The organism is Streptomyces sp. NPDC006372, assembly GCF_040612515.1.
Classification (GTDB): domain Bacteria; phylum Actinomycetota; class Actinomycetes; order Streptomycetales; family Streptomycetaceae; genus Streptomyces.
Genome location: NZ_JBEXQJ010000009.1, coordinates 39,069 through 54,934 on the forward strand (window position 1 = coordinate 39,069; position 15,866 = coordinate 54,934).

General features: G+C 72.1%; 16 protein-coding genes. 10 read left to right on the forward strand and 6 right to left on the reverse strand.

Translation table 11 applies throughout. The features are described 5' to 3' along the window. The first annotated feature begins 132 nt into the window (after positions 1-132). Both ABZ016_RS16630 and ABZ016_RS16635 read left to right on the forward strand, forming a co-directional pair. Positions 133-1,173, forward strand: a complete 1,041-nt coding sequence (locus ABZ016_RS16630) for a pentapeptide repeat-containing protein (protein WP_356917337.1) — start codon at positions 133-135, stop codon at positions 1,171-1,173. 161 nt (positions 1,174-1,334) lie between these two features. Continuing rightward, entirely contained in the window at positions 1,335-1,940 is a 606-nt protein-coding gene (locus ABZ016_RS16635; RefSeq protein WP_356917338.1) for a dihydrofolate reductase family protein, read from the forward strand. A gap of 121 nt (positions 1,941-2,061) precedes the next feature. On the opposite strand, the gene ABZ016_RS16640 is transcribed toward ABZ016_RS16635, so the two are convergent. Beyond that, positions 2,062-2,970 carry an SDR family oxidoreductase gene (locus ABZ016_RS16640; RefSeq protein WP_356917339.1) on the reverse strand — a complete coding sequence of 303 codons (909 nt, stop codon included), beginning with the start codon at positions 2,968-2,970 and terminating at the stop codon, positions 2,062-2,064. Positions 2,971-3,009: 39 nt separating this feature from the next. After that, on the reverse strand, positions 3,010-3,786 hold the full coding sequence (locus ABZ016_RS16645) for an SDR family oxidoreductase (protein WP_356917340.1): 777 nt from the start codon (positions 3,784-3,786) through the stop codon (positions 3,010-3,012). Between the two features lie 77 nt (positions 3,787-3,863). Here ABZ016_RS16645 and ABZ016_RS16650 point away from each other — a divergent pair, with 77 nt between their 5' ends. From ABZ016_RS16650 to ABZ016_RS16665, 4 genes are read left to right on the forward strand one after another with little or no spacing between them, the layout of a single operon-like run. Then, positions 3,864-4,628, forward strand: a complete 765-nt coding sequence (locus ABZ016_RS16650; protein WP_356917341.1) for an enoyl-CoA hydratase family protein — start codon at positions 3,864-3,866, stop codon at positions 4,626-4,628. Then, entirely contained in the window at positions 4,625-5,488 is an 864-nt protein-coding gene (locus ABZ016_RS16655; protein WP_356917342.1) for a CoA-transferase, read from the forward strand. The genes ABZ016_RS16650 and ABZ016_RS16655 overlap by 4 nt, the downstream gene beginning before the upstream one ends. Continuing rightward, complete coding sequence (locus ABZ016_RS16660) at positions 5,485-6,255, forward strand: CoA-transferase (protein WP_356917343.1); 771 nt, start codon at positions 5,485-5,487, stop codon at positions 6,253-6,255. Before ABZ016_RS16655 ends, ABZ016_RS16660 begins: the two co-directional genes overlap by 4 nt. Further along, on the forward strand, positions 6,252-7,316 hold the full coding sequence (locus ABZ016_RS16665; protein WP_356917344.1) for a nitronate monooxygenase: 1,065 nt from the start codon (positions 6,252-6,254) through the stop codon (positions 7,314-7,316). The genes ABZ016_RS16660 and ABZ016_RS16665 overlap by 4 nt, the downstream gene beginning before the upstream one ends. 131 nt (positions 7,317-7,447) lie before the next feature. Here ABZ016_RS16665 and ABZ016_RS16670 read toward each other — a convergent pair whose 3' ends face one another. From ABZ016_RS16670 to ABZ016_RS16680, 3 genes are read right to left on the reverse strand one after another with little or no spacing between them, the layout of a single operon-like run. Beyond that, a complete protein-coding gene (locus ABZ016_RS16670; RefSeq protein ID WP_356917345.1) occupies positions 7,448-8,449 on the reverse strand; it encodes an acyl-CoA dehydrogenase family protein in 1,002 nt (333 codons plus the stop codon). Continuing rightward, positions 8,449-9,684, reverse strand: a complete 1,236-nt coding sequence (locus ABZ016_RS16675) for an acyl-CoA dehydrogenase family protein (RefSeq protein WP_356917346.1) — start codon at positions 9,682-9,684, stop codon at positions 8,449-8,451. The genes ABZ016_RS16670 and ABZ016_RS16675 overlap by 1 nt, the downstream gene beginning before the upstream one ends. Further along, entirely contained in the window at positions 9,684-10,541 is an 858-nt protein-coding gene (locus tag ABZ016_RS16680) for an enoyl-CoA hydratase (protein ID WP_356917347.1), read from the reverse strand. The genes ABZ016_RS16675 and ABZ016_RS16680 overlap by 1 nt, the downstream gene beginning before the upstream one ends. A gap of 259 nt (positions 10,542-10,800) precedes the next feature. Here ABZ016_RS16680 and ABZ016_RS16685 point away from each other — a divergent pair, with 259 nt between their 5' ends. From ABZ016_RS16685 to ABZ016_RS16700, 4 genes are all read left to right on the forward strand, one after another. Further along, a complete protein-coding gene (locus ABZ016_RS16685; protein WP_356917348.1) occupies positions 10,801-11,589 on the forward strand; it encodes an SDR family oxidoreductase in 789 nt (262 codons plus the stop codon). Positions 11,590-11,646: 57 nt separating this feature from the next. Next, a complete protein-coding gene (locus ABZ016_RS16690) occupies positions 11,647-12,234 on the forward strand; it encodes a TetR/AcrR family transcriptional regulator (RefSeq protein ID WP_356917506.1) in 588 nt (195 codons plus the stop codon). A gap of 38 nt (positions 12,235-12,272) precedes the next feature. After that, positions 12,273-13,430 carry an acetyl-CoA C-acetyltransferase gene (locus tag ABZ016_RS16695; RefSeq protein ID WP_356917349.1) on the forward strand — a complete coding sequence of 386 codons (1,158 nt, stop codon included), beginning with the start codon at positions 12,273-12,275 and terminating at the stop codon, positions 13,428-13,430. 386 nt (positions 13,431-13,816) lie between these two features. After that, a complete protein-coding gene (locus ABZ016_RS16700; RefSeq protein ID WP_356917350.1) occupies positions 13,817-14,527 on the forward strand; it encodes a phosphatase PAP2 family protein in 711 nt (236 codons plus the stop codon). A 7-nt stretch (positions 14,528-14,534) separates the two neighbouring features. Here ABZ016_RS16700 and ABZ016_RS16705 read toward each other — a convergent pair whose 3' ends face one another. Continuing rightward, positions 14,535-15,860 carry a glutamate-1-semialdehyde 2,1-aminomutase gene (locus ABZ016_RS16705; protein WP_356917351.1) on the reverse strand — a complete coding sequence of 442 codons (1,326 nt, stop codon included), beginning with the start codon at positions 15,858-15,860 and terminating at the stop codon, positions 14,535-14,537. Between the last annotated feature and the right edge of the window lie 6 nt (positions 15,861-15,866).

Here is a 15,866-nt window from a genome sequence, read left to right on the forward strand (position 1 = left end):
CGGCAGCCGGCTCGCGGTCAGCGGCCATCGCTCGGTCGTAAGGTGCACGAATTCGGCCGTTCGCCCGAAGCTGTCGTCCACCGCACCGCCAGAACGCCGGTCCGTCCCTGGTTCCGGGGTTCCATGGCCGGTATGACCAGGTTGAGCACCTTGGCGCAGCTGCGTCGCATCTCTCACCGAGGCACCCGTCACGGAAGCCGAAGACGGGCAGGACGTCCTCGCGCGGGCGACCCTACGGCGGGAGACCGCCTGCAGTGGGCGGCGCTGGCCGCGTCATCGCTACCGGGGATCGCGGCTCTTGCCGCCTTGCTGTTCACCTGGGTCTCGGTCGAGCAGTCGGGCGAACAGCTGCGGATCGCCGAGCGTGGGCAGGTCACCGGCCGGTTCAACGCGGCGATCGGCAACCTCTCCTCGTCGGCCGTGGACGTCCGCCTCGGGGGAATCTACGGCTTGGAGCGACTGATGCGGGACTCGCCGCCCGATCAGCCCACCGTCGTGACCCTGCTGACGGCATACGTCCGTGAGCACGCTCACGGCCAGGGGAGCGGCTCAGCCGATGTCCGCCCGGCCACGGACACCCAGGCGGCCATGACGGTCCTGGCCAACCGGGATCCCACACGTGACGGCAGCGGCGACTTCGACCTGCGCAACGTCCGCCTGCGCCACCTGGGCTACATGGGGATGTGGGACCGGGCACGCCAGCGGGTGATCGGTATCAATTTCCCGGAGGCCGATTTCAGCGCCGCGGACCTGAGCAGTGCTGACTTGGAGCACGCCCGTCTGGCCGGGGCGGTCATGGTGGGCACGACTCTGCGGGAAGCAAGTCTGGACGGTGCCGAGTTGGCGGATGCCGTCCTGACCGATGCCGATCTGGCTCGGTCGCACCTCGTGCGTGCCGACCTGAGGCGGATCCAGGCGGAGGGAGCGCACTTCGACGACACGTACCTCACAAGGGCGGTGATGGAGGATGCCCGTCTGCGGCGGGCCAGTCTCGTCCGTGCCAGCCTGCCCGGCGCCATCCTGCGCGGAGCGGACTTGAGGCAGGCCGACCTCCGCGACGCGGACTTCACCGGAGCGGACCTGAGCGGCGCCGATTTCACAGGCGCGAAAAACCTGTCGACCGTGGAGTTCAATGGCGCGGTCCTGAAAAGCACCCGCGGGTTGCCTTCGTGACGACAGCTGGGCCGGTCACGTGTCGCCCGGCTTTCCTGGGCGTGCAGGCGCTGTCCGGCCGGCGTCCGCACCTGGGTCACCTTCACGCGAGGACGGGAGAGCCCCGCCGATGAGTTTCCGGTGGTCGCGCAGTCCCATAGACGACATGAAAGGAGCGCATCATGCGTAAGATCATCGTTTGCACGTTCTTGTCGCTGGACGGCGTCATGCAGGCGCCGGGCGGTCCGGACGAGGACGCCGAGAGCGGCTTCGAGCACGGCGGCTGGCAGAAGCCGGTGTCCGACGACGAGGTCGGCGCGGCCATCGCGGGCTGGTACGAGCCCTCCGACGCGATGCTGCTCGGCCGCAAGACGTACGACATCTTCGCGGCGTACTGGCCGACCGCCGATCCCGCCAACCCGTTCACCGAGCGGATGAACAGCATGCGCAAGTACGTGGCGTCCCGGACCCTGACGTCGCTGGAGTGGGAGAACTCCACGCTGCTGGAGGGCGACGTCGCCGACGCCGTGCGCGAGCTGAAGGCGTCCGACGGCGGTGACATCAACGTCGTCGGCAGCGGCGACCTCGCCCAGACGCTCATGCGGCACGACCTGGTCGACGAGTACCGGCTGACCATCCATCCGGTGATCATCGGCACCGGCAAGCGGCTGTTCGCCGACGGAGCGGTCCCCACCGCACTGGAGCCGGTCAGTGTCTCGACGACGAAGAGCGGCACCGTCGTGGGCGTCTACCGGCCGACCGGCAAGCCCAGCTACGACAGCTACTAGGTCCCGGCTGTGCGCTCAGCGCCGTGCCCGGATGCGGATGGCGGCGAGGTGGAGTGCGGCCTGGTAGGCGGCGAGTCCGGGGCCGGCACCCGGCCGTGTGCCGGCCCGGCCCCGCCGGTGATCATCGCGAGCCGTACACCGGCTCCGGCGGCGCCGCCTCCGCGAGGAGCTTCACCGCCGTCTCCCCGGCCTCGGCCGGGGACCAGCGGGCGCCCTTGTCGACGGTGGGGCCGGGCCGCCATCCCTCCATCACGGTGATGCGACCGCCCTCCGCCTCGAAGACGCGACCCGTCACGCCGGCGGAGGCGGCGGAGCCCAGCCACACGACGAGCGGGGAGACGTTCTCCGGAGCCATGGCGTCGAACCCGTCGGTGGGGGCCGCCATGGTCTCGGCGAAGGTCGCCTCGGTCATCCGGGTGCGGGCCGCCGGGGCGACGGCGTTGACCAGGACGCCGTAACGGCCCATCTCGGCGGCGGCGACCAGCGTCAGTCCGACGATCCCCGCCTTGGCCGCGGAGTAGTTGCCCTGACCGACGCTGCCCAGCAGTCCCGCCCCACTGCTGGTGTTGATGACCCGGGCCTTCGGGGCGCGGCCCGCCTTGGCCTCTGCCCGCCAGTGCGCCGCCGCGTGCTTCAGCGGAAGGAAGTGCCCCTTGAGGTGGACGCGCATGACGGCGTCCCAGTCGTCCTCGTCCAGGTTCACCAGCATGCGGTCGCGCAAGAAGCCGGCGTTGTTGACGAGGGTGTCGAGCCGGCCGTAGGTCTCGACGGCGGTGCGGATCAGCGAGGCCGCACCTTCGGCCGTGGAGACGTCCCCGCCGTGGGCGACTGCCTGCCCGCCGCGCGCCCGGATCTCGTCCACGACGAGCTGGGCGGGTCCGGCCTCGGGTCCGGTGCCGTCGAGGCCCACACCGAGGTCGTTGACGACGACCTTCGCGCCCTCGGCGGCGAGAGCGAGGGCGTGCGCCCGCCCGAGTCCGCGCCCCGCCCCGGTGACGATCGCGACACGTTCGCTGCACAGTCCGGACATTCTGTGTCCTCTCGTTGGCGGTCTGGGGAGTTCAGTGGGTCAGTTGCCGGCGATGGCGGCGTCGAGGAAGGCCGGGCGTTCGCCACCGCCGTGGACGAGCAGGCTCGCGCCGCTGATGTACGAGGCGCGTTCGGAGGCGAGGAAGACACAGGCATCGCCCACTTCAGCGGGGTCGGCCAGCCGGCCCAGCGGCACGGTGCGGCCGACGGTCTCGATGCCGCTCTCGTCGCCGTAGTGCAGATGCGACAGCTCGGTGCGGACCATGCCGAGGACCAGGGTGTTGACCCTGACTCTCGGGGCCCACTCCACGGCCATGCTGCGGGCCAGCTGCTCCAGCCCCGCCTTGGCCGCGCCGTAGGCCGCCGAGCCCGGGGACGGACGGCTGCCGCTGACACTGCCGATCATGATGATCGAGCCGCCGCCGGGCCGGGAGCGCATCTGCTCGTGGGCGGCGAGGGAGGCGGTCAGGGGGGCCAGCAGGTTCAACTCGACGACCCGGGAGTGCCGTTCGGCTCCGCCCTCCTCGAGCATCCGGTACGGGGTGCCCCCCGCGTTGTTGACGAGGACGTCCAGCCTGCCGTACTCATCGCTCACCCGCGTGAAGAAGGCGCCGACGGCGTCCGCGTCGCGCAGGTCGATGGGGAGGAACCGGGCGGTGCGGCCGGCCGCTTCGACAGGCTGGTCCGCGGGGCGCCGGGCGCAGGTCACCACCTCGGCCCCGGCCTCCAGCAGAGCCCGGGTGATGCCCGCGCCCACCCCCCTCGTTCCGCCGGTGACCACCGCCACCCGTCCGCTCAGATCGGTGATCGTTGCCATGGGTCCTCCCGTGACGCGTGCTTCGCTGCTACCTTCGTACCTAACAAACGTTTGGTGGAAAGGTAGCTGATCCGCTCATGGGTGTCTCCACCACAAGCCCCGAAGAGGGCATCACCGTCATCACCGTGGACTTCCCACCGGTCAACGCCCTCCCCGTCCAGGGCTGGTACGACCTGGCCGCCGCGGTGCGCGCGGCCGGCGCCGATCCCGGTGTGCGCTGTGTCGTCCTCACCGCGACCGGGCGCGGGTTCAACGCCGGCGCCGACATCAAGGAGATGCAGCGCACCGCGGGGTACACGGCGCTCGTCGGCACCAACCGCGGCTGCTACGAGGCGTTCGCCGCGGTCTACGAGTGCGAGGTCCCGGTGATCGCCGCGGTGCAGGGCTTCTGCGTGGGCGGCGGCATCGGTCTGGTGGGCAATGCCGACTCGATCGTGGCCAGCGACGACGCGACCTTCGGGCTGCCCGAGCTGGACCGGGGTGCGCTCGGCGCCGCCACCCATCTGGCCCGGCTGGTCCCGCAGCACCTGATGCGGACGCTGTACTACACCTCGCGCACCGTGACGGCCGGGGACCTGCACCGCCACGGCTCAGTGTGGCGGGTCGTCCCGCGCGAGCAACTGCACGCCGCGGCCATGGAACTGGCCAGGGAGATCGCCGCCAAGGACGGGCTGCTCATCCGCTTAGCCAAGGCGTCGATCAACGGCATCGACCCCGTGGACGTCCGCCGCAGCTACCGCTTCGAACAGGGCTTCACCTTCGAAGCCAACCTCAGCGGCATCTCGGACAGGTACCGGGAAGCATTTGTGTCGTCCAAGCCGTCCGAGGGGGAATCGCGGTGAGCGACAAGACGATGACCGCCGACGAGGTCGTCGCGCGTCTGCGCAGCGGCATGACGATCGGGATCGGCGGCTGGGGATCCCGGCGCAAGCCGATGGCACTGGTGCGTGCGCTGCTGCGCTCGGACGTCACCGGTCTCACCGTCGTCAGCTACGGCGGCCCGGACATCGGCCTGCTCGCGGCAGCCGGACGAATCCGCAAGCTCGTCGCAGCCTTCGCCACCCTCGACTCCGTCCCCCTGGAGCCGCACTTCACCGCGGCACGGCAGCGTGCTGCCTTCGACCTGGTCGAGCTGGACGAGGCGATGTTCATGTGGGGCCTGACCGCCGCCGCGCAGCGGCTGCCCTTCCTGCCGGTCCGGGCCGGACTCGGCTCCGACGTGATGAGGGTCAACCCGCACCTGCGCACGGTGGTCTCCCCTTACGACGACGGGGAGGAGCTCGTCGCGGTCCCGGCATTGCGCCTGGACGCCGCGCTGGTCCACCTCAACCGGGCGGACGCACAGGGCAACGCCCAATACCTCGGGCCCGATCCGTACTTCGACGACCTCTTCTGCCAGGCCGCCGACGCCGCGTACGTCTCCTGCGAGCAACTCGTCGACACCGCCGACCTGCTCAAGGACGCGGCCCCCCAGTCCCTCCTGGTCAAGCGCGCGTTCGTGACCGGGGTCGTCCAGACGCCCCACGGCGCGCACTTCACCTCCTGCGCCCCCGACTACGACCGCGACGAGCCCTTCCAACGCGCCTATGCCCAGGCCGCCCGCGACCCGGAAGCCTGGCAGGCCTTCACCGATCGCTATCTGTCCGCAGGCGAAGAGACGTACCAAGCCGCTGTCGCGGCATTCCACGAGGAGCGGGCGTGAGCAGTCCCACGACGAACGAGACGACGCGCGCCGAGTACTGCGTCGTGGCCTGCGCGGAGGCCTGGCGCCACGCCGGGGAGGTCCTGGCCGGCCCCATGGGCACCGTCCCCACGATCGGCGCCCGGCTGGCGAAGCTGACGTTCGCGCCCGACCTGCTGCTCACCGACGGTGAGGCACTGCTGATCGGCGACGTCCCGGCGCTCGGCGCCCGCGCCCAGGTGGTGGAGGGCTGGCTGCCCTACCGCCAGCACCTGGCCCTCGTGGCCACGGGGCGGCGGCACGTGATGATGGGCGCCGGCCAGATCGACCGCCACGGAAACCAGAACATCTCCTGCATCGGCGACTGGGCCCGCCCCGCCCGGCAACTCCTGGGCGTACGAGGCGCCCCGATCAACACACTCAACAACCCGACGAGTTACTGGGTGCCCAAACACTCGACGCGCGTCTTCGTCGAGCAGGTCGACATGGTGTGCGGAGTCGGCTACGACCGTGCCGCCGAGGCTGGCCCGTCGGCCACCCGCTTCCACGACGTCCCGGAGGTGGTCAGCAACCTGGGCGTCTTCGACTTCGCCACGCCGGACCACTCGATGCGGCTGCGCTCGCTGCATCCGGGGGTCACGGTCGAGCAGGTTCTCGAGGCCACCGGTTTCGCGCTCACCGTCCCGGACGAGGTGTCGTACACCCGTGAGCCCACCACCGAGGAGCTGCGCCTGATCCGCGAGGTCATCGACCCGAAGGGCGCCCGCGACCGTGAGGTGCCCGCATGAGCGGCATCGCGATCGCCACGGCCCTCACCGAACTCGTCGGAGTGCGCACGCCCATCGTCCAGACCGGCATGGGGTGGGTGGCCGGGCCCCGCCTGGTCTCCGCCGCCGCCGACGCCGGAGCGCTGGGCATCCTCGCGTCCGCCACCATGACCCCGGAGCAGCTCCGCTCGGCGGTGCGCGAGGTCAAGTCCCGTACGGACGCGCCCTTCGGGGTCAACCTGCGGGCCGACGCCGCGGACGCGGGGGAGCGGGTGCGGCTCATCATCGACGAGGGCGTGAAGGTCGCCTCGTTCGCCCTCGCGCCGCGACCGGAACTCATCGCCCGTCTGAAGGACGCCGGAGTGGTCGTCATCCCCTCCGTGGGCGCCCGGCGGCACGCCGAGAAGGTCGCGGCCTGGGGCGCGGACGCCGTGCTGGTGCAGGGTGGTGAAGGCGGCGGCCACACCGGCAGCGTCGCCACCACCGTGCTGCTCCCGCAGGTTGTGGACGCCGTCGACATCCCGGTGATCGCCGCCGGCGGCTTCCGGGACGGACGCGGCCTGGTGGCGGCACTGGCCTATGGCGCCGCCGGCATCGCCATGGGTACGCGCTTCCTGCTCACCTCCGACAGCACCGTCCCCGACGCCGTCAAGGCCCGCTACCTCGCGGCGGCCGTCCAGGACGTCACCGTCACCACCAAGGTCGACGGCCTGCCCCACCGGATGCTGCGCACCGACCTCGTGGACGCGCTGGAGCGCTCGGGCCGCGCGGCCTCCCTGCTGCGCGCTCTCCGGCACGCCTCCGCCTTCAGGCGGGAGTCGGGCATGAGCTGGGCCGCCTTGGTGCGCGACGGTCTGGCGATGCGGCACGGCAAGGAACTGACCTGGAGCCAGGTGCTGCTGGCGGCCAGCACACCGATGCTCCTCAAGGCCGCGATGGTCGACGGCCGCACCGACCTCGGCGTGATGGCCTGCGGGCAGGTCGGGGGACTGATCGACGACCTGCCGTCCTGCGCCGAACTCGTCGACCGGATCATGGCGGAGGCACACGCCACGCTGGACAGGCTGCCGACCCTCGTCTGACGTACGGACCTGCGCCGCCAGGTGCCGACGTGGACGAGGACGATGTGGGACGCGTCAGGCCGCCGCCCCCGCGTGGCGTGAGAGCAACGACCGTACGGGCGAGTGCAGTTCGCGCTGTTCCTCCGTCCACCTCATCGCACCGCTCCGTCCGCGAGGACCCGCGCGCGGCAGGTGGCCGGGGTGCCCCATGCGGTGCGCAAGGGGCGGGCCTTGCGGATCCACAGGGACACGTCCAGTTCTTCGGTGTAGCCGACAGCGCCGTGGAGTTGCAGGGCCGTCCGCGCCGCCGTGTACGCCGCTTCGCAGGACGACACCTTCGCCGCGGCGACCTCCCGGCCTGCCGTCGGATCGTCCGCCGCCAGGGCCAGGGCGGCGGCGTGGACCAGCGGCTGGGCGAACTCCAGCGCGATGAGGGTGTCGGCCAGGCGGTGTTTCACCGCCTGGAACGAGCCGACGGGCACCCCGAACTGGGTGCGCTGCCGGACGTAGTCCACCGTGCGTTCCAGCAGCGAGCGTCCCAGCCCGAGGGCCTGGGCGGCGGTGGCCAGCGCGGCGACATCGGCGGCGTGCGCGGCGGCCTCCACCACCGAGGGGCCCTGCTCCAGGACCACTCCGCCGAGCGGGCGGGCCAGTCGCCGCGCCGGGTCGGCCGACGGCTGGACCGGGCCGTGCGATTCCGCGAGGCGTACGGTGTCGCCGTCCACGACGAACACCGCGTCGGCGGCGTCGGGGTCCAGGGCGTACGGGCTGCCGCCGGGAGCGAGGACGCACAGGGACGCCACGGCCTTGCCGGACGCCAGCTGCGGCAGCCAGGTTCGGGCCGTGCCGCCCTCGAGCCGGCTCAGAAGCGCACCCGCGGCGGCCGTCTCGGCCAGCGGACCGGGCACGGCATGGCGGCCCAGCTCGCCGAAGGCGACGGCCAGTTCGAGGGGCAGCGGCCCGAGACCCTCGTGTTCCTCGGGAACGGCGAGGGCGAAGACGCCGGCCTCCGCGAGCCGGCCCCACAGGGCGCGTCCGGGGCCGTGGTCGCCGGTCGCCCAGGACCGTATGACGCCGGGTGTGCCGGCGGATGCCAGCATGCCATCCAGGGCGCGGGCGAACTCCCGCTGTTCGTCGTCGAGGAGGAACCGCATCACCGGCGCCCCTTAGGCAGGCCGAGCAGCCGCTCGGCGATGATGTCGCGCTGGATCTCGTTGGTGCCGGCGTAGATCGGTCCGGCCAGGGAGAAGGTGTGCCCCTCCGCCCAGCTTCCGTGTGCCGGTGCCTCGGCGGCCTCGTCGGACAGCTCGCCGTAGGCGCCGAGCAGATCGAGAGCCGTCTCGTGCAGGGCGATGTCCAGCTCGGACCAGAAGACCTTGTTGAGGCTGGACTCGGCGCCGATCGACCCACCGGCTGCGATGCGTGAGGCGTGGGCGTAGGTGAACAACTGGTAGGCGCGCGCACCGATCACCGCGTCGGCGACCCGATCCCGCAGCGCGGTGTCACCGGAGCCGGAGCCGGAGCCGGGGTCGGGGTCGGGGTCGGAGCCGGAGGTGAGGCCCGCTGTGGGATCGGGGCCCGCGGTGGAGTGCCACAGAGCGGTCAGCCGGCCGGCCGCGGCGGTGAAGCGGCCGGGGCTGCGCAGGGTCAGCCCGCGCTCGTTGCCGGTGGTGCTCATCGCGACCCGCCAGCCCTGCCCCGGCTCCCCGATGACGTCCGCGTCCGGTACGAACACGTCGTCGAGGAAGAGCTCGGCGAACGCGGGTTTGCCGTCCAGCCGCCCGATGGGCCGTACGGTGACCCCTTCCGCGTCCAGCGGGAACATCAGGTACGTCAGGCCCCGGTGCGGCCGGTCCGGGTCCGGGTCGCTGCGGAACAGGCCGAACGCGCGGTCGGCGAAGGCCGCCCGGGACGACCAGGTCTTCTGGCCGCTGATGCGCCAGCCGCCCTCCGTCCGCACGGCGGTGGACCGCAGCGAGGCCAGGTCGGACCCCGCCTCCGGCTCGGACCAGGCCTGCGCCCAGATCACCTCACCGCTCGCCATGGGCGGCAGGACGCGCGCCCGCTGCTCGGCGGTGCCGTGCTCGAAGAGCGTGGGAGCGAGGAGGTTGATGCCGTTCTGGGAGACCCGGCCTGGCGCGCCGGCCCCGTAGTACTCCTCCTCGAAGATCAGCCACTTCAGCAGGGAGGCCCCACGGCCGCCGAACTCCTCGGGCCAGGAGACCGCCGACCAGCGGTCGGCGAACAGCGTCCGCTCCCATTCCCGATGGGCGGCGAATCCCCCGGCGGTCTCCAGCGACGGGAGCGGGACGGCCGGCACATGGGAGTCGAGCCAGTCCCGGGCCTCGTACCGGAAGTCCTCCTCGGCGGGGGTGAAGTCGAGGTCCATCAGCGGCGTGCCTCTTTCATCGCGCGCACGTCCATCCCGCCGAGCGAGTCGGCGGCGGTCTCCGCGTTGTGGGCGTGGGCGAGATGGTGCAGACCGAAGACCGAGTCCAGCCCCTGGTGCAGGCCCTGGAGGTCCTCGGCCTGGTTGACGGCCCGCTTCGTCAGCGCCAGCCCCATCCGGGGCATCGCAGCGATCCGGTCCGCCAACTCCAGGGTGTGCGAGGTGAGTTCCTCGCGGGGCACGACCCGGTTGATCATGCCGACCTCGTAGGCGCGCCGCGCGGCCATCCGGTCGCCGGTGTAGAGGAACTCCTTGGCGATCCGCGGTGGCATCACCCACGGGTGGGCGAAGTACTCGACCCCCGGGATGCCCATGCGCACCACCGGGTCGGCGAAGAAGGCGTCCTCGGAGGCGACGATCAGATCGCAGACCCAGGCGAGCATCAGCCCGCCGGCCACGCACGCGCCCTGCACCGAGGCGATGACCGGCTTGGGCAGTTCGCGCCAGCGCCGGCACATGCCCAGGTACACCTCGGACTCGCGGGCGAAGCGGCTCTCGGCCCCCGACTTCTGCGAGTGGTCCCACCACAGCCCGGCCCTGCGGTCGAACGGCAGGTGCGCGTCCCGCTCCGGGGTGCCGATGTCGTGGCCCGCGGAGAAGTGCTTCCCCGCTCCGGCGAGTACCACGACCTTCACCTCGTCGTCGTCCGCCGCGCGGTAGAAGGCCCGGTCCAGGGCGTAGGTCATCGCGGAGTTCTGGGCGTTGCGGTACTCGGGCCGGTCCATCGTCACCACGGCGACGGCGCCGCGGCGCTCGTAGCGGACGGGCTCCGAGGGCGCAGTACGGGCAGTGGACATCCGCATCCTCCTTCCCTAACAAGTGTTTGGTAGGCTAACGTACGGGACGTCAGCCGTCGAGAGTCGCCGGGAGCCGCTCATGAGCACCGCCGGGTGGACCTGCGTCGGCCGGCCGAAGGAGTACGGAGGCCGGGGCGCGAGCCTGGAACAGCAGGGCTCATCGCGTTCGGCACGCCCGGGCAGCGCGAACGCTCCCTGCCGCCGATCGTCGCCGTCGAGGAGTCGTGCGCGTCCTCGGCCTGCCCAAGGAGGTACGCCCATGACCTCGGTCCCGCCCCCGTACCTGCCCGGCCATCACCTGCTCACCGGCCGCACGGCCGTCGTCACCGCCGCCGCGGGCGCCGGGATCGGCGGCGCGACCGCCCGGCGGCTGCTCGAGGAGGGCGCCAGGGTCGTGCTCTCCGACGCCCACACCCGCCGCCTGAAGGAGTCCGAGGCGGAACTGGCCACCGGGTTCGGCACGGACCGCGTCACCGCCCTGCCCTGCGACGTCACGGACGAGGACCAGGTCACCGCGTTGTTCGACCACGCCGAGGAACGGCACGGACGTCTGGACATCGTCGTCAACAACGCGGGCCTCGGCGGCACCGCCGACCTCGTCGACATGACCGACGAGCAGTGGGACAAGGTCCTCGACGTCACCCTCAACGGCACCTTCCGCTGCACCCGCGCCGCCCTGCGCCGCATGAAGACCGCGGGCGCCGGCGGTGTCGTCGTGAACAACGCCTCGGTGATCGGCTGGCGCGCCCAGCGCGGCCAGGCCCACTACGCCGCGGCGAAGGCCGGCGTCATGGCCCTCACCCGGTGCGCCGCGGTGGAGGCAGCCGCGTACGGCGTGCGGGTGAACGCCGTCTCCCCGAGCCTGGCCATGCACCCGCACCTCGCCAAGGTCACCACCCCCGAACTGCTCGAGGAGCTGACCGGCCGGGAGGCCTTCGGACGCTACGCCGAACCATGGGAGGTGGCCAACGTGATCGTGTTCCTGGCCAGCGGCTACTCGTCGTACCTGACCGGCGAGGTGCTGTCGGTCAGCAGCCAGCACCCGTGAGGCGAGAATGGCCCGGTGCCGAACAGCAAGAGCAGCAGCGACCGTAAGAAGACCACGATGAGCCCGCCCGAGCGGCGCGAGGAACTCCTGGCCATCGCGGCCCAGGTGTTCGCCGCGCAGGGCTACAACGCCACCACCGTCCGCAAGATCGCGGACGCGGCGGGAATGCTGGCGGGCAGCCTGTACTACCACTTCGACTCCAAGGAGTCGATGCTCGACGAGATCCTCTCCGGCTTCCTGGACGAGCTCTGGGCGCGGTACGACGCCGTGCTCTCCGCCGGTCTCGGCCCCAGGGAGACGCTGGAGGCCCTCGTCACCGAGTCCTTCCGGGAGATCGACCGCCACCTCGACGCGGTCGCCATCTACCAGAAGGAAGCCAAACACCTCGGAGCCCAGCCGCACTTCGCCTATCTCGTCGAGTCGCAGCAGAAGTTCGAGAAGGCGTGGCTGGGCACGCTGGAGCGCGGAGTCTCCGCCAAGGTCTTCCGCGCCGACCTGGACGTACGGCTCACCTACCGCTTCGTGCGCGACACCGTCTGGGTCGCCGCGTCCTGGTACCGGCCGGGCGGCCGGCACAGCCCCGAGGAGATCGCCCGCCAGTACCTGTCGATGGTGCTGGAGGGCATCGCCCTGCGCGGCTCGTAGACGGACCCGCAGATCGCAGCCACCAAGGAGGAGACGCCATGGCCGAGGCCTACATCGTCGAAGCGGTGCGCACACCGGTCGGCCGACGGGGCGGCGGGCTGTCCGCCGTCCACCCGGCCGACCTCGGCGCCCACGTGCTGACCGCGCTGATGGAACGCTCCGGCGTCGACCCGGCCGCCGTCGAGGACGTCGTCCTCGGCTGCCTCGACACCGTCGGCCCGCAGGCCGGTGACATTGCCCGCACCTGCTGGCTGGCCGCCGGACTGCCCGATGAGGTGCCCGGTGTGACGGTCGACCGCCAGTGCGGCTCCTCGCAGCAGGCCCTGCACTTCGCCGCCCAGGGCGTGCTCTCCGGAACCCAGGACCTGGTCGTCGCCGGCGGTGTGCAGAACATGTCGCAGATCCCCATCGCCTTCGCCACCCGGCAGGCCGCCGAACCGCTGGGCCTGACCGAGGGCCCGTTCGCAGGCAGCGCGGGCTGGCGGGCCCGCTACGGGGAGCGGCCCGTCAATCAGTTCCTCGGCGCCGAGGAGATCGCCCGCACATGGGACATCACCCGGGAGGCCATGGAGGAGTTCGCGCTGCGCTCCCACCAGCGGGCCGTCCGGGCCATCGACGAGGGCCGCTTCGACCGGGAGACCGTCGCCTACGGCGACGTGACCCACGACGAGGGCCCGCGCCGCGACACCAGCCGGGAGAAGATGGCGGGACTGCAGCCTCTGGTGGAGGGCGGCCGGCTGACGGCCGCGCTCTCCTCCCAGATCTCCGACGGCGCCTCGGCCATGCTCCTCGCGTCGGAGCGGGCCGTGCGGGAGCACGGCCTGACCCCCAGGGCCCGGGTCCACCACCTCTCGGTGCGCGGCGAGGACCCGATCCGCATGCTGTCCGCGCCGATCCCCGCCACCGCGTACGCCCTGAAGAAGTCCGGGATGAAACTCGACGACATCGACCTGGTCGAGATCAACGAGGCCTTCGCGTCGGTGGTGCTCGCCTGGATGAAGGAGACCGGCGCCGACCCGGAGAAGGTCAACGCCAACGGCGGCGCGATCGCCCTCGGTCACCCGCTCGGCGCCACCGGAACCCGGCTGATGACCACGCTCCTGCACGAACTGGAACGCACCGGCGGCCGCTACGGACTGCAGACGATGTGCGAGGGCGGCGGTCAGGCCAATGTGACCATCGTCGAACGCCTCTGACACGACGCCGTCCCGCCGCAAACCGGGTTCCGGGACTGGATTGGGCGATCGCAGGAGGAGTCGGAAACACGAGGAAGGGCCCGCTAGGGCCCGCTGACCATCACTGTTGGTTAGGGTGGCAGTCGTGCACCGCCCGTGCGGCCAAGCGGGACCAAGTCAGAGTCGGTGGGGGCTCGTTGAGGGAGGGGCGGGCGCAGGCAGCGGGCAGTTCTCGGGGGCGCTGCATCGCGGCAGCGGGTGACATGACGTCAGCCATGACGAAGGGGGAGGTGCAGCGTTATCCGCCGGACGATCTTCGACGGTGTGAGGGCTTCCGCCGGGGTTGTGGCGGCAGCCGGACACCGGGGGCATCGGCAGGCCGAGCCGCCACCGGAAGCGGTGGGCGCGTGACCGGCCGGCCGGCGCGTGCGGTGCTGCCTCCGTCGCTGGGCGGGTGGCTCGGGCTGGTCGCGGTGCTCGCCGGGCTGGTGGTCGTCGTGCTCGGGCTCCTGTACGCGGGACACAGCGAGCCCGGCAGGGTGGACAGGTGGGTCGTCCAGCCGACGGCGGACAGTGTGGGGCCGCCGTGGCGCAACGTCGCTCTGGCCACGGACTTCCTGGGGGAGCCCGTGGGAGCGGCGATGCTGGTCCTGGCCTCCGTGACGGGCTGCCTGCTGCTTCGGCGTCCTCGCGCGGCCGTGCTCGTCGTGGTCGCCGTCGGCCTGGCCGTGGGGACGACGACACTGATCAAGCCCCTGGTGGGACGCACCATCCACGGCGACGACAACCTGTCCTACCCGAGCGGGCACACCGCTTTCCTCACCGCGCTCGCCCTCGTGATGGCGCTGCTCGCGGCCGGGCGCCTCGGCCTCGGCCGGACGGCCGGCACCTCACTCGTGCTCGCCGCGGCGCTGGCCGCCGGCGCCGCCATGGGCTGGGCCCAGGTGGCCCTGGGCGCGCACTACCCGACCGACGTCCTCGGCGGCTGGTGCACCGCGCTGGCGGTGACACCGGCGACCGCGTGGCTGGTCGACCGGACGGCTGACGGGACGGCCGGCGGGACGGCCGGCCGTCCGGCTGACGCTCCGGCCGACGCCGGCCGGCCGGAGCGGCGTTGACGGCACGTCACACCGAGCGGCGGAACACGGGCTTCACCGGCCGTCCGCCCAGCCAGGGGGTGGGGTCGGCGGCGTCCAGTGCCTTCCGGTACACCGCACACGCCTGGGCCACCACATCGACCGTGTGATCGATGTCGGCGTCGCTGAGCGCGCTGCTCACCACGAAGGACGGTGCCAGCACCCCGCCCGCGAGGAGCCGGCGCAGGAACAGGGTGCGGTACTGCTGCGACGGCCGGAGGTTCTCGTCGAGGGTGGCGAAGACCAGGTTGCTGGCCCGGCCCCGGACGACGACGTGGTCGCCGACGCCCATGGCCGCCGCGGCGTCCCGGACACCGGTGGCCAACCGCTCGCCGAGGGCGTGCAGCCGCGCGGTGACGCCCTCCTCGGCATAGGTGGTCTGCACGGCCATCGCGGCCGCCAGGGAGTGTGTCTCCGCACCGTGCGTGGTGGACAGCAGGAACACCCGGTCGCCGGAGTGACGCAGCCCGCCCAGCTCCATCAGCTCGCGGCGCCCGGCCAGCGCCGAGACGGCGCATCCGTTGCCCAACGCCTTGCCGAACGTGGAAAGGTCGGGGACGACGCCGTACAGGCCCTGGGCGCCCGCCTCGGACCAGCGGAAGCCGGTGATCATCTCGTCGAAGATCAGGACGCAGCCGTGCCGGTCGGCCAGCTCGCGCAGGCCGGCGAGATAGCCGGGCGGCGGCTCGGTGTGGGTGGCGGGTTCCAGGATCAGGCAGGCGACCTCGCCCTCGTACCGGGTGAGCAGCTCGTCCGTGGCGGCCAGGTCCGCGTAGGGGAACGCCACGGTGAGCTCGTTGGTCTCCGACGGAATACCGGCGGACATCGGCGTGGTGCCGATGAACCAGTCGTCGACGGAGAAGAACGGATGGTCGGCGCAGATGGCGACCCGCGGGCGCCCGGTGGCGGCGCGGGCGAGGCGCACCGCGGCGGTGGTGGCGTCGGAGCCGTTCTTCGCGAACTTCACCATCTCGGCGGTCGGCACCGTGGCCAGGAAGCGTTCCGCGGCCTCGACCTCCACGACGGACGGCCGGACGAAGTTGCTGCCGCGGTCGAGTTCCCGCCGCACCGCCTCGGTCACGCGCGGGTGGGCGTGGCCGAGGCTGACCGACCGCAGGCCGGAGCCGTACTCGACGTAGCGGTTGCCGTCGACGTCCCACACGTGGGCACCGTGGCCGTGGCTGATGACCGGGGCCAGGTGCTCGGGGTACTGGTCGTCGCCCTTGGCGTAGGTGTGCGCGCCCCCGGGGACCAGGGCGTGCAGCCGCTCGTTCGCCGCCCGCGACCGGGGGAGGGGGAACTCTTCGGTGTCCACGCTCAC

What these genes read in the sequence shown, in the direction of transcription:
- ABZ016_RS16630 (WP_356917337.1), top strand. Translation starts at nt 133, where the DNA reads ATGACCAGGTTGAGCACCTTGGCGCAGCTGCGTCGCATCTCTCACCGA.
- ABZ016_RS16645 (WP_356917340.1), bottom strand. Translation starts at nt 3,786, where the DNA reads ATGGCAACGATCACCGATCTGAGCGGACGGGTGGCGGTGGTCACCGGC.
- ABZ016_RS16650 (WP_356917341.1), top strand. Translation starts at nt 3,864, where the DNA reads ATGGGTGTCTCCACCACAAGCCCCGAAGAGGGCATCACCGTCATCACC.
- ABZ016_RS16670 (WP_356917345.1), bottom strand. Translation starts at nt 8,449, where the DNA reads ATGCGGTTCCTCCTCGACGACGAACAGCGGGAGTTCGCCCGCGCCCTG.
- ABZ016_RS16680 (WP_356917347.1), bottom strand. Translation starts at nt 10,541, where the DNA reads ATGTCCACTGCCCGTACTGCGCCCTCGGAGCCCGTCCGCTACGAGCGC.
- ABZ016_RS16675 (WP_356917346.1), bottom strand. Translation starts at nt 9,684, where the DNA reads ATGGACCTCGACTTCACCCCCGCCGAGGAGGACTTCCGGTACGAGGCC.
- ABZ016_RS16635 (WP_356917338.1), top strand. Translation starts at nt 1,335, where the DNA reads ATGCGTAAGATCATCGTTTGCACGTTCTTGTCGCTGGACGGCGTCATG.
- ABZ016_RS16690 (WP_356917506.1), top strand. Translation starts at nt 11,647, where the DNA reads ATGAGCCCGCCCGAGCGGCGCGAGGAACTCCTGGCCATCGCGGCCCAG.
- ABZ016_RS16665 (WP_356917344.1), top strand. Translation starts at nt 6,252, where the DNA reads ATGAGCGGCATCGCGATCGCCACGGCCCTCACCGAACTCGTCGGAGTG.
- ABZ016_RS16685 (WP_356917348.1), top strand. Translation starts at nt 10,801, where the DNA reads ATGACCTCGGTCCCGCCCCCGTACCTGCCCGGCCATCACCTGCTCACC.
- ABZ016_RS16640 (WP_356917339.1), bottom strand. Translation starts at nt 2,970, where the DNA reads ATGTCCGGACTGTGCAGCGAACGTGTCGCGATCGTCACCGGGGCGGGG.
- ABZ016_RS16695 (WP_356917349.1), top strand. Translation starts at nt 12,273, where the DNA reads ATGGCCGAGGCCTACATCGTCGAAGCGGTGCGCACACCGGTCGGCCGA.